Annotated in this window: 7 protein-coding genes, 5 tRNA genes and 3 rRNA genes; 1 reads left to right on the top strand and 14 read right to left on the bottom strand. The window is 51.2% G+C overall.

The features are described from left to right. The first annotated feature begins 69 nt into the window (after positions 1-69). Positions 70-651 carry a transcriptional repressor LexA gene (lexA, locus tag LY85_RS13590; protein ID WP_038322427.1) on the top strand — a complete coding sequence of 194 codons (582 nt, stop codon included), beginning with the start codon at positions 70-72 and terminating at the stop codon, positions 649-651. Positions 652-733: 82 nt separating this feature from the next. Here lexA and LY85_RS13585 read toward each other — a convergent pair whose 3' ends face one another. The 14 genes from LY85_RS13585 to LY85_RS13520 all read right to left on the bottom strand — a co-directional run bounded on the left by LY85_RS13585 (position 734) and on the right by LY85_RS13520 (position 12,810). Further along, positions 734-1,504, bottom strand: a complete 771-nt coding sequence (locus tag LY85_RS13585; protein ID WP_185741222.1) for a GNAT family N-acetyltransferase — start codon at positions 1,502-1,504, stop codon at positions 734-736. After that, a complete protein-coding gene (locus LY85_RS13580) occupies positions 1,479-2,093 on the bottom strand; it encodes a cyclase family protein (RefSeq protein WP_141827067.1) in 615 nt (204 codons plus the stop codon). The genes LY85_RS13585 and LY85_RS13580 overlap by 26 nt, the downstream gene beginning before the upstream one ends. Before the next feature lie 16 nt (positions 2,094-2,109). Beyond that, positions 2,110-2,799: a 5'-methylthioadenosine/adenosylhomocysteine nucleosidase gene (locus LY85_RS13575; RefSeq protein ID WP_141827066.1), complete on the bottom strand. Its 690-nt coding sequence runs from the start codon at positions 2,797-2,799 to the stop codon at positions 2,110-2,112. Between the two features lie 68 nt (positions 2,800-2,867). Further along, positions 2,868-3,485 (bottom strand): HAD family hydrolase, encoded by a 618-nt coding sequence (locus tag LY85_RS13570; RefSeq protein WP_141827065.1) that lies wholly within the window; start codon positions 3,483-3,485, stop codon positions 2,868-2,870. A 651-nt stretch (positions 3,486-4,136) separates the two neighbouring features. After that, positions 4,137-4,212, bottom strand: a tRNA-Asn gene (locus LY85_RS13565). Between the two features lie 7 nt (positions 4,213-4,219). Further along, positions 4,220-4,336 (bottom strand): 5S ribosomal RNA (gene rrf, locus LY85_RS13560). A gap of 220 nt (positions 4,337-4,556) precedes the next feature. Next, positions 4,557-4,631: transfer RNA gene (locus tag LY85_RS13555), tRNA-Glu, on the bottom strand. A 61-nt stretch (positions 4,632-4,692) separates the two neighbouring features. Then, a tRNA-Lys gene (locus LY85_RS13550) sits at positions 4,693-4,768 on the bottom strand. Positions 4,769-4,903: 135 nt separating this feature from the next. Continuing rightward, positions 4,904-7,735 (bottom strand): 23S ribosomal RNA (locus LY85_RS13545). A gap of 332 nt (positions 7,736-8,067) precedes the next feature. Continuing rightward, a tRNA-Ile gene (locus tag LY85_RS13540) sits at positions 8,068-8,144 on the bottom strand. Positions 8,145-8,272: 128 nt separating this feature from the next. Further along, positions 8,273-8,348, bottom strand: a tRNA-Ala gene (locus LY85_RS13535). 257 nt (positions 8,349-8,605) lie between these two features. Beyond that, a 16S ribosomal RNA gene (locus LY85_RS13530) occupies positions 8,606-10,167 on the bottom strand. Together the 16S, 23S and 5S rRNA genes with 5 tRNA genes alongside form the textbook arrangement of a ribosomal RNA operon. A gap of 380 nt (positions 10,168-10,547) precedes the next feature. Then, a complete protein-coding gene (gene folP, locus LY85_RS13525) occupies positions 10,548-11,363 on the bottom strand; it encodes a dihydropteroate synthase (RefSeq protein WP_141827064.1) in 816 nt (271 codons plus the stop codon). Positions 11,364-11,433: 70 nt separating this feature from the next. Beyond that, positions 11,434-12,810, bottom strand: coding sequence for a transglutaminase domain-containing protein (locus LY85_RS13520; RefSeq protein WP_141827063.1), 1,377 nt, complete (start codon positions 12,808-12,810; stop codon positions 11,434-11,436). Between the last annotated feature and the right edge of the window lie 388 nt (positions 12,811-13,198).

Here is a 13,198-nt window from a genome sequence, read left to right as displayed (position 1 = left end):
ATTTGTTTGATTTTTTTCAAAAATGTGCTATAATATTTGCAGAAGCCAAATACACGGGAGGGCTGCGGAATGTTAACCAAAAGCCAGCAAAAAGTATATGACTATTTAAAAAGCCGGGCCGAAAACGGGCTTCCGCCCACTGTGCGCGAAATCTGCAGCGCAACCGGGCTGAAGTCGACCTCCAGCGTACACGCTCACCTGAAAACGCTGGAACGCGCCGGGTATATCAGCCGTGACGCGGGCCTGAACCGCGCAATTCACCTTGCGGGGGAACAGAGCACCATACAGGTCCCCATCGTGGGAAAGGTCGCCGCCGGCCAGCCGATTCTGGCTGTCGAAGAGGTGGAGGGCTATGTCCCCTTCTCACCCGCCCGTCACAGCGATGAAGAATATTTTGCGCTGAATGTCCGAGGGGAAAGCATGAAGGACGCCGGGATTCTGAACGGCGATATCGTCGTCGCTCTGAAAACGCCGACCGCGCTCGACGGGGAAATCGTGGTTGCCCTAATCGAAGACGAGGCTACGGTGAAGCGTCTGTTCCGCGAAAAGGACAGGATCCGCCTTCAGCCGGAAAATCCGGATTACCAGCCGATCTACACGAAAGACGTTTTGATCCTCGGGAAAGTCGTCGCGGTGTTCCGTTATTATTAAATTTGATACGGTCAAAGGCGGGAAATTTTTACAATTTCCCGCCTTTGCTATTTGCGAACGAAAATTTTTAAACAAAAAACCGTCAATCTATAATATCCATACAATTATCCGTCCGCTTTACTCTGAACCAATAGTGGTAAAGCACATGGAAGCCTAATTTCTGATACAGGCTGATAGCCTTGTGATTTTCACAACTCACCTGTAAATATGCTTCCATTCCATTCGCAGCTTTACCGGCCTGTAAAATAGTCCTGCAAATACGCGTACCGAATCCCAATCGGCGATGGTTTTCATCCACCCGTATATCATACAATCCGATAGAACCGCCGTCGAGGACGCCCAAACCGCATCCAACCACCCTTTTATCTTGCCTAACCTTTACGCAAACAGTCCTGCCCGCAATCTTCCTTAAAATCCTTTTTTGGATGTTCTGCATGGCCTTATGGTGTATATCAGAAAAACAGACAGCCGCATTCAGCCATTCCTCATCTATTTTTTCTGATACCTCCACACCGTTCAAGCAATGCGCGTCAGAGTCCGGTGGTATCGCAGCGCTCATAAGGTCCACGCTTTTCGCTATGGAGAAACCTCGTTGTTCCAAGATTCCGTCCAAATCCCGTGTGTTTTCCGTCATTTTAAAGACCGCCGGCAAGCCTTTTGCAGCATATTTTTGTTCGCATAGCCTGATTTTATTTTCCAGATTGATTTCCGACGGATAAAGAGGGCAAATACAGTTCGCCCGATAACTAAACCCATCCGAAAAGCGTAAAACCCAACCGTCAAACAGTTCCGTCTGTAAAGCTGGAAAAGCATTAACGGTCAGTTCTTCAAATCTCCGAATCTGTGGATTCATAAAAACAATCGCCTTCATTCTCAAGCAGGACGGCCCTTACCGGGGAAGCCTCCGCTCCGCCCAGGCGGAGCGGCAGGGCGATCAGCCGGTAGTCACCGGGCTCCGCCGCGGAGAGGTCCAGCCCTTCCAGAATCAGTACGCCCGCCCCCAGCAGCTCTTTGTGCGCGGGAAAGGAGTCGTCCTCTTCCGTTTCGATGCTGAGCGCATCCGTTCCCACGAGGGTAACGCCCGCGGCCGTCAGCGCGAAGGCGGCGCTTTGGGACAGGGATGCCTGCCCCTTGAAAAGAATCATTTTCTGAGCATACGGCACGATATTGTCAATATCGGAACCGGTAATGATACCGCTTGCCTCTGCGACGGTACAGGGGCCTGTCAGCCGCGCCAAATCGAGCTGGTCGACCGTCTCGCCGTCCTCAATGAAATGGCGCGGTGCGTCAACGTGGGTGGCGCTGTGGCATCCCGTGTAAAAACCTGAAAGATTGCAGACGTCCCCCAGCTCCATCCGGCGCACGGGGTCCCGGTAAGGCTCCGGATCCCCCGGATAAACCGGTGCGGAAAAAAGCTCACGCGACACGTCGATGATCTTCATGTCTTACACCTCTTTTTCAGATGGAGGGTAATATTTTTGTGATAAGCTCCGCAGTCTTATGTGCGGAGGAAATAGCAAAAGCGGCAAAATCGATATTGGCCGCCTCATTGGCATTATCCGAGATGGCCCGGATGACCACGAAATCCACATGGTTTATGTAGCATACCTGGGCGATGCTCCCGCCTTCCATTTCGCACGCCGAAGCCTGAAAATCCCGGGCGATTTCCCGCAGCTTTTCCCCGCTGCTGATGAACTGGTCCCCGGTGGCGATCACGCCGACATGCACGCCCTGGCCGTAAATCTGCTTCGCGGTGGAAACCACCAGATCAACCAGCCTTGTGCTGGCGGGAATGGTGACGATATTCAGTCCGCTGATCAGGCCTTTTTCATCCCCAATGGCGGTGGTATCCATGTCGTGCTGCACCAGCCCGCTTGATACGACGATATCCCCGATATGAATGTTTCCGCCGATACCGCCCGCAACGCCGACATTGATGACCGCGCTGGGGTGATAATTCAAAATCATGGTCTGTGTGCAGACCGCCGCCGCAACTTTTCCAACGCCGCATTTGGCAACAACACAGTCGATATTCTCTATTCTTCCGGTATAGTAAACCACCGAACTGACTGTCTGCGTACTTTTATCCGTCATGACCGCGATTAAATTTTCCACTTCTACCGACATTGCCCCGATAATTCCAATCATACCCGCACCTCAACGCCTTCCTTAAACTTTAAGCCATACTGCATAGGGAATCTGTTCCCTACATTTTCTTATAAAGATAATACATCTTCCGGCTTCTCCATGGCATATTCCGGAGAAATGCCCTCCGGAGCGCGGCAGCCCCACAAAGCCAAAGCAAAGTCCACACCCGCCCCGTGCGCGCATCTGCAGTCATAAGCGGAGTCCCCGATATACAGCACATTTTCCTTACTCGCACCGGACAGCTCCATATATCTGAACATCGGCGCCGGATCGGGCTTGTGTCCGGATGAATCCTCCGCACAGAGAATGTGTTCAAAATAATGATCCAGCCCGAAAGAAGAAACAACCGTCGCGTACTCTTCCCTCGTCCGGGACGTAATAATGCCCATTTGAATCCCATTTTTTTTCAGCTGTAAAAGCGTTGAAGGGATTTCTTTGAATGGTTTTATGGAATAGGAAAACTCCAGTTCATATTCTCCCCATATGCGGAAAGCCTCTTCGAGCGGCTCAACCTTCATTTTGGTCAACGTGTCATGCCCGGGGATTCCAAGGGAAAACCGAAGTTCTTCCAGCGGATACATTTTTCCCTGTATGGTAAAAAGCATCTTCTGAAAGGATAAAAGCACCGCGTCCTCACTGTCAAGCAGTGTTCCGTCAACATCAAAAACGATATGAGTATATTTCATCAACCATAATACCTTTCTAAAATCATTTGATAAGTTCCAATCGCTTCCATGATTGTCACTACAGCAGAAATGTTTTTTCTGTTCTTTTTATCCTCATTATAGGGAAGCAGACCGGGTCTGTCAAGTTTTGTAAAGGCAGTATGATGATTTATAGTTAGTCTGAAAAGGCCGTCTTAACAGCAATTCCTTTTCAGTTTGCAAGACAAAACAGGTTTCTCCCCCGCCTTCGGCTTGGGAGAAAAGCAAACTTATTGCAGAATCAACTGGAATGCTGTAAGATGTCTTTTAATTGTCGGAAAAGCTCTTTGATTTTCAAAATTTTTAAGAATTCTTTTGAAACTGCTGCACTGATTTTCCACAAAGCTCTTTCCATCTGTTGAAAAAGGAAGGGATTAGAAATAAAAAAGCAATTCGCAAAATATGACTCCTTTTTCCTTTGAGAAGCCGCCTCCCGAGTTACGTTGCCATCAGCTATAAAAAAAAATCACCCATCTTGCGACGGGTGATTCCTTCGTCTCTCCAAATTATGCTCGCCCCTAGGGTCATGGTCCAAAACAATCCGGCCTGTAATTTTCCGACGCCCTGATTGAATCTTTCAGGACATGCAGGTAAAACACAAAGACCACCAATCCTACGACTGGTGATCTTCTCTGGCTCCCCAAGTTGGACTCGAACCAACGACCCTGCGGTTAACAGCCGCATGCTCTACCGGCTGAGCTATTGAGGAATATTTGTGTTGGCACCTTCCTATTGTCCCGGGCCGTTACCAGCCAAGTATCTTCGGCACCAGTGAGCTTAACTTCCGTGTTCGGGATGGGAACGGGTGGACCCTCACCGTCATCAGTACCAACTAAACTTATTGAATTGTAATTCTCCGACTCGGCGGAAACAAAAACTGATTGCCATAGAACAGAAAATGGTGACCCGTGGGAGGACTTTGCAGTCGGCACACACCTACGGCGATTACCTCAGACAGCCACTTCGAATCTCAACCCTTACTTTCCTGTGGAAGACCGGAGTTCGATTCTCCGACTCGGCGGAAACAAAAACTGATTGCTGCGGAACAGAAAATGGTGACCCGTGGGAGAATCGAACTCCCGTTATCGGCGTGAGAGGCCGGTGTCTTAACCGCTTGACCAACGGGCCATATCTTTCATACAGTCAGATGCAGAGGCCAGAGGCTCCAGCCCCCGTTCCGACTTCTTAATGGTGCACCATCAGGGACTCGAACCCGGGACACCCTGATTAAGAGTCAGGTGCTCTACCAACTGAGCTAATGGTGCATATGGCAGGTTGAGCCTGCACGCTCCGGATTTTCATCCGCTGCTCTTTGCATTTCTACAGGTACAAATTGTACACTGAAAACTGAATAAAGGGAGGGAAGCAGAAGTGAGAAATAGAGGGTTGCCAAGAAAAATATGGTCAAGCCCTCGGCCTATTAGTACTGCCAAGCTGAATACGTTACCGTACTTACACACGCAGCCTATCAACCTTGTAGTCTTCAAGGGGCCTTACTAGCTTACGCTATGGGATATCTAATCTTGGAGTCGGCTTCACGCTTAGATGCTTTCAGCGTTTATCCGATCCGCACATAGTTGCCCAGCTGTGCCATTGGCATGACAACTGGTGCGCCAGCGGTGCGTCCATCCCGGTCCTCTCGTACTAAGGACAGCTCTCCTCAAATATCCTGCGCCCACGACAGATAGGGACCGAACTGTCTCACGACGTTCTGAACCCAGCTCGCGTACCACTTTAATCGGCGAACAGCCGAACCCTTGGGACCGAATACAGCCCCAGGATGTGATGAGCCGACATCGAGGTGCCAAACCTCCCCGTCGATGTGGACTCTTGGGGGAGATCAGCCTGTTATCCCCAGGGTAGCTTTTATCCGTTGAGCGACGGCAATTCCACTCTCATACCGCCGGATCACTAACTCCAACTTTCGTTACTGCTCGGGCCGTCACCCTCGCAGTTAGGCCAGCTTACGCGTTTACACTCAAAGGCACGGTTTCCGTCCGTGCTGAGCTGACCTTTGAGCGCCTCCGTTACTCTTTTGGAGGCGACCGCCCCAGTCAAACTGCCCGTCTAACAATGTCCCCCGGCCGGATTCACGGCCGCAGGTTAGAATTTCAGCAACTTAAGAGTGGTATCCCAACAGCGACTCCACAAAGGCTGGCGCCCTTGCTTCGCAGTCTCCCACCTATCCTGTACATAAATTACCGAAACCCAATATTAAACTGCAGTAAAGCTCCATGGGGTCTTTCCGTCTTGTCGCGGGTAACCGGCATCTTCACCGGTACTACAATTTCGCCGGGCGGGTAATTGAGACAGTGCCCAGATCGTTACACCATTCGTGCGGGTCGGAACTTACCCGACAAGGAATTTCGCTACCTTAGGACCGTTATAGTTACGGCCGCCGTTTACTGGGGCTTCAATTCAATGCTTGCACATCTCCTCTTAACCTTCCAGCACCGGGCAGGTGTCAGCCCCTATACTTCATCTTGCGATTTGGCAGAGACCTGTGTTTTTGCTAAACAGTCGCCTGGGCCTATTCTCTGCGGCCACATTGCTGTGGCACCCCTTTTCCCTAAGTTACGGGGTCAATTTGCCGAGTTCCTTAACTACCCTTCTCCCGTTGGCCTTGGAATTCTCTTCCTATCTACCTGTGTCGGTTTGCGGTACGGGCGCCGAAGATATACATAAGACTTTTCTCGCCCTGCGCTAAGCATACTTCCCTACTCTAATTTCGGTCCCTTACGCCCGGGTCAACCATCGCCCGGGTTATGCCCTTTGCAGGTGTCCTCTTACTTAAATCTTTTGGCGGCTACGGAATTTCCACCGTATGTGCATCGGCTACGCCTCTCGGCCTCACCTTAGCTCCCGGCTTACTTGGAGCGGACGAACCTTCCTCCAAAAACCTTAGACTTTCGGCCAATATGATTCTCACACATTTCTCGCTACTCATTCCGGCATTCTCACTTGAATAAAGTCCACCAGCGCTTCCGCTCTGACTTCACCCCTTATTCAACGCTCTCCTACCATTCCTTGCGGAATCCCAAGCTTCGGTATATGATTTAGCCCCGTTAAATTTTCGGCGCAGGGTCACTCGACCAGTGAGCTATTACGCACTCTTTTAATGAGTGGCTGCTTCTAAGCCAACATCCTGGTTGTCTGTGCAACCCCACATCCTTTTCCACTTAACCATATTTTGGGACCTTAGCTGTGGGTCTGGGCTGTTTCCCTTTTGACAACGAAACTTATCTCACGCTGTCTGACTCCCGTACATCAATTATCCGGCATTCTGAGTTTGATAGGTTTCAGTAGCCTTTCGGCCCCTAGACCATTCAGTGCTTTACCTCCGGTAATCTAATACGAGGCTAGCCCTAAAGCTATTTCGGAGAGAACCAGCTATCTCCGGGTTCGATTGGAATTTCTCCGCTACCCACACCTCATCCGCTACTATTTCAACAGGAGTCGGTTCGGTCCTCCATGGGGTTTTACCCCCACTTCAACCTGGACATGGGTAGGTCACCCGGTTTCGGGTCGAATACAACTGACTTCATACGCCCTGTTCAGACTCGGTTTCCCTGCGGCTCCATCCCTTAAGGACTTAACCTTGCCAGTTACATTCACTCGCCGGACCATTCTACAAAAGGTACCCGATCACCCTTTGACGGGCTCTCGGTGCTTGTAAGCACAAGGTTTCAGGTTCTTTTTCACTCCCCTTCCGGGGTCCTTTTCACCTTTCCTTCACAGTACTGTTCACTATCGGTCACTGGGTAGTATTTAGGCTTGGAGGGTGGTCCCCCCATATTCCCACCGGGTTTCACGTGTCCGGCGGTACTCTGGATACAGCTAGGCGCTTTCCTTTTTCGCATACGTGACTCTCACACTGTTTCGTTGGCCTTCCCATGCCATTCTGCTAAATTCCAGCATCCACATTGCTGTCCGAACCCCGGGAGTATTGCTACCCCCGGTTTGGCCTCTTCCGCGTTCGCTCGCCACTACTAGCGGAATCTCATTTGATGTCTTTTCCTCGCCCTACTTAGATGTTTCAGTTCAGGCGGTTCCCCTCATACACCTATGAATTCAGTGTATGATAACTGGACATGACTCCAGTTGGATTGCTCCATTCGGATATCTATGGATCAATGCCCACTTACGGCTCCCCATAGCTTTTCGCAGTTAGTCGCGTCCTTCATCGGCTCCCAGTGCCAAGGCATTCCCCTTGCGCTCTTTGTAGCTTGACCATGTGTTTTTTCTTGGTTCTTCTTTAAAAATTTGAAATTGTAGATTTAAATCTAAAAATAACAAGTTATTTCTCGCTTAATATCTGCTTCTTCTTTATTCAGTTTTCAATGTACACGGCCGCAGGCCGTTTCGTCACGGGACAGTTCCCAGATCAAAAGACCCGTTCTGTCGCGGATTCTACCTTCTGCCGACCTTTTCCACACGATACCCTTTCCTCCACCGAAGTGAATTCAAACTACCGTATGTATTTTTGAGGACTTCCTCCGTTACGCGGGCACTCTGCTTCCTCTTTCAAGTTTGCTTTGTGCGCGGCAAAAACGGACTGTGTCCGTGGTGGGCTTAAGTGGACTCGAACCACCGACCTCACGCTTATCAGGCGTGCGCTCTAACCGGCTGAGCTATAAGCCCATATTCCGGCGTTCAGGTTGTCACCCTTAGCCACATTTTGTTTTGGCTCGTCTTCGCTTCTTTCCGCGTGCACTCATTTCACGTTTCCATCAAATCTTACCCGCGAATTGTCTGCGGCGACTCGCCGCTGGTGGAGATTAACGGGATCGAACCGTTGACCTCCTGCTTGCAAAGCAGGCGCTCTCCCAGCTGAGCTAAACCCCCATATAAAGGTAGCTTCACTCAGGTGTTCTACCCTTGTTTCCACTTTTTTTCTGAAAGCTTTGCGCTTCGCTCCTCGCCCCGGAAGCCGGTTGTTACCGTCCCGCGGCGCCAAGACACTTTCCTCGGACTGCTGTCCGCGGGCCGTGCCTCTGAGCTCAGCTCAGGGCCTTCAAAATTAAACAACGATTCGAATTTCGTCTTCCGTAACCGACCTAGGATGTTAGACCAGCGTGTTTCAGCTGCTCATGTCTCCATAGAAAGGAGGTGATCCAGCCGCACCTTCCGATACGGCTACCTTGTTACGACTTCACCCCAGTCGCCAATCCTACCTTCGGCAGCGCCTCCCTTGCGGTTAGGCTACTGACTTCGGGTATTACCGGCTCCCATGGTGTGACGGGCGGTGTGTACAAGGCCCGGGAACGTATTCACCGCGGCATGATGATCCGCGATTACTAGCAATTCCAACTTCACGCAGGCGGGTTGCAGCCTGCGATCCGAACTGAGACTGTTTTTTAGGTTTTGCTCCACCTCGCGGTCTTGCTTCCCTTTGTTAACAGCCATTGTAGTACGTGTGTAGCCCAGGTCATAAAGGGCATGATGATTTGACGTCGTCCCCACCTTCCTCCGTTTTGTCAACGGCAGTCTGATTAGAGTGCTCTTGCGTAGCAACTAATCACAGGGGTTGCGCTCGTTGCGGGACTTAACCCAACATCTCACGACACGAGCTGACGACAACCATGCACCACCTGTCTCAACTTTCCCCGAAGGGCACCTGATGCATCTCTGCTTCGTTAGTTGGATGTCAAGACCTGGTAAGGTTCTTCGCGTTGCTTCGAATTAAACCACATACTCCACTGCTTGTGCGGGCCCCCGTCAATTCCTTTGAGTTTCAACCTTGCGGCCGTACTCCCCAGGTGGATTACTTATTGTGTTAACTCCGGCACGGAAGGGGTCAGACCCCCCACACCTAGTAATCATCGTTTACGGCATGGACTACCAGGGTATCTAATCCTGTTTGCTACCCATGCTTTCGTGCCTCAGCGTCAGTTAAAGCCCAGTAAGCCGCCTTCGCCACTGGTGTTCCTCCCGATCTCTACGCATTTCACCGCTACACCGGGAATTCCGCCTACCTCTACTTCACTCAAGCTCCACAGTTTCAAACGCAGTCTATGGGTTAAGCCCATATATTTCACGCCTGACTTGCAGAGCCGCCTACGCACCCTTTACACCCAGTAAATCCGGACAACGCTTGCTCCCTACGTATTACCGCGGCTGCTGGCACGTAGTTAGCCGGAGCTTCCTCCTTGGCTACCGTCATTTGTTTCGTCACCAAGGACAGAGGTTTACAATCCGAAAACCGTCTTCCCTCACGCGGCGTTGCTGCATCAGAGTTTCCTCCATTGTGCAATATCCCCCACTGCTGCCTCCCGTAGGAGTCTGGGCCGTGTCTCAGTCCCAATGTGGCCGTTCAACCTCTCAGTCCGGCTACCGATCGTCGCCTTGGTGGGCCTTTATCTCACCAACTAGCTAATCGGACGCGAGTCCATCTTTCAGCGGATTGCTCCTTTGATATTCAGACCATGCAGCCCAAATATGTCATGCGGTATTAGCGTCCGTTTCCAGACGTTATCCCCCTCTGAAAGGCAGGTTACTCACGCGTTACTCACCCGTCCGCCACTAAATTAAGCTCAACACCCACCACTCGGTAAGGCGTCCCCACCAAACAAAGTGTTCGGTGTTAAACTTAATTCCGTTCGACTTGCATGTGTTAGGCACGCCGCCAGCGTTCGTCCTGAGCCAGGATCAAACTCTCTAAAATATTGTATATAATCGCCCGAAGGCGTTTATATCGTAATACTCAGAGTTTTTGAAGAGCTCTAAATACGATACACTAACGTGTATTTTCGTTGTCTTTTAAAGTGACAACCAACTTCGTCCGAAAGTACATTCTATACTCTCAAGTTCATTACGGGTTCCTTAATTCTATCGTTGTTTAATTTTCAAGGTCCTAGTCGAAAACTCCGCTTCCGCTCTGTGTTTGTGCCGCTTCAGTTTCGTTTTCGTTTTTTGCGTCTTTCGTAAGGCGCTTGACTATAATACCAAATACATCCCCGTAAGTCAACCCTTTTTCCAAAGTTTTTTTAACTTTTTTTAAAAAGGGTTCTCCCCAGCCCATTTTGCCTTATAATCCGACGCCTTTCAGCCGCGGGCCCGCCGAATCGCAAACGCGATCTTCGCGGCCTGCACCGCCTGTGCGACATCGTGGGCGCGAACCATATCCGCACCGTCCGCCACGGCGATGCCGTGGGCGGCCAGCGTTCCGGCAAGGCGCTGCTCGTAAGGCGGGCTGCCGCACTCGGCGCCGATCACTCGCTTGCGCGAAGCCGCGATCAGCAGGGCGCAGCCGTCCACATGGAGCCGGCCCGCGTTTCCCAGCAGCCGCAGATCCTGCTCCTGGGTTTTCCCAAAGCCGATACCGGGATCAAAGCAGATGCGCTCTTTGCAAATACCCGCATTTGTTAGGATATCCAATTTTTCCATAAAATATTGATTGACATCCTGAATAATCTCTTCTTTTGTTTCGCGGTGATGCATGACAATACAGCCGCAGTCGGAACGCGCCGCCGCCGCGACCATTTCCGTGTTATCGAAGCCGTTCAGATCCCTGAGAACGGACACCCCGTATTTTAATACCTCCGCCGCCACCTGCGGATAAAACGTATCCACGGAAAGGGGCACGGCAAGACGGCCGTTCAGCTGCATCAGCACCGGCAGAAGCCTTTCCAGCTCTTCCGCCGGAGAAAGCACCGTGCTGCCCGCGCGCGCGGACTGCGCCCCGATATCAATGATATCGGCGCCCTGCTCCTGCATTTCCAGCGCCCGGCCCGCCGCTTTTTCGGGTGTGAGGAAACGGCTCCGGTCGGACAGGGAATCCGGCGTAACATTCAATATTCCGATTACATAAGCTTTTTCGCCCAGAGAAAAACGATATTTTCCCGCACAAAACAGATTCATCCGCATATGCCTCCTTTTCCCACATACCGTAATTCACGGTTCCATTTTCCTACGTTTTTCTTTTCCTTAATTAATGATATTCCAGAATGACCGTCAGCCCGCGGCAATTGTCCGCCTGGACATACTGGATTTTATCCTCGTTGATCCGGCTCCCCGCTTTCAGGGAACGGTTTGCCGTTTGAATATAATGAAAAAGCTGATACTTCGGCGCGCCGATCATCTGCGCCACCGTATTCTCATAATTTAATTTCTCATCAATGTAAAATTCGACCGTACTGCTTTTGGATTTTGCCGCTGCGGCGACCGCAGCCGCGGCCTTTTTGTTGTTTTCGGAAGTAAACCCGCTGACAGGGATTCCCCTGGCCCGGAAATAGTTCGCCTTCATGGAGGTGCAGGCGGGCAGGGACAGGTTGTAATCGGCGGAAGAGCCGTCCTCGTTTTTTACTTTTTCCCCTTTTAACAGAAGAATATTCTCGCTGATGCTGTGGTCCGCACGGATGATACTGTCCGACACATTAAAGTAATGATAATTCAGAAGGTCGCTGTCGCCCCAGGTGGGATCGAGATGATACCAGTCGCCGTCAATGCTGATGACGTTCCACATGTGCGGCTCGCCGTTGCCCTCTCCGCTGACCGTACGGCAGTCGATCCCGCAGTAAGAGGCCAGCAGCTGCATGGCCCGTGCATAACCCTCGCAGACCGCCGTGCCGTCGACCAGCGCGCCGGTCACCTCGTGGGCGGCCAGGCGGGTCTGATCGGTCACCGCGGCGTTGTCGTAAGTACACCTTTTTGCAATAGCCTGAAAAAGATAGAGCTCCCGGTCCAGCTCGCTCAGCCCCTTGGGCATCCCGCCGATGACCGAAGCAACCTCCGCGTTCAGCTTTTTGACCAGTTCGCTGCATTTTGAGGGAGGCAGATACGCGAACAGCTGCACCGAGGTGCTTCCGAACTGATAGGTATAAGAATACTGGTTGGTAAGCCAGAAAATCTGCGGATTGTCACACCGCAGGGCAAGCACCGCCGCACGGATCTGCTTTTCGGAAAGCTCCTCATTTTTCACCGTCGCCTCATCGGCAGGATAATATCCGTCCTCGTTTGCCTCCTGCGCGATGGCATATGCCGATTTCAGAAGTCCCTGATAAAGCGCGCGGCTGTCGCTGTCCGTCAGGCTGTCCAGCCCCGCCGTCTGGTGAAAAATGGGATAATTCGCGGACGCGGGCGCAGCGTCCTGCAAAACGGAAGAAGCCTTTTTATCCGAATTTTCCGTATCCCCGGCGCTCCCGTCCGGCTCTTTGGAAGCGGAAGCCTCCAAAGCATTCTGTAAAAAGCCCGTAAACGGATCGTCCCATGCAAGCCCCAGCCTGTCGTGATACAGGACCAAAAATCCGAACATCCCGATCAAGCCGGTCAAAAGCAGCGTCATGACTGCGGTCAGAAATTTTTTCATGGGCTCCTCCGGACGTTGGTAGAATTAGTATGATTATTATAGCACGCCCAAAAATAAAATCAATTGACAAATAAAGGGGTCTGAAAGCAACTGTCCTTTGCGGAACCGTCCGCTTTCTTCGTATCCTCCAGAAACCGCTGCGCATAAAGCAAAAAGTCAGAACAGCCCACCCTTTTCGGAGAAGCTGTTCCGGCTTTTTTCGCGCTGTTTTGTATCGGTTCCTTCCTTAAACATGTATTTTTAATCCTTCGGGGCAGCCACCCGTATTTTCAGGCGGCGATTTTTGACCAGTGGACAAATTATCTAAACTTTTAAAAAAGGCCCGCTGACAAATTCGTAAGCTTATACGGTCAAAAGCCGTCTTATAATTGCTAAAATTATAACAACC

It is taken from the genome of Clostridium sp. KNHs216, from assembly GCF_006714885.1.
Taxonomy (GTDB): domain Bacteria; phylum Bacillota; class Clostridia; order Oscillospirales; family Acutalibacteraceae; genus Caproiciproducens.
The sequence above is the reverse complement of the archived record's forward strand: the minus strand, read 5'-3'. Positions and strand labels throughout refer to the sequence as shown.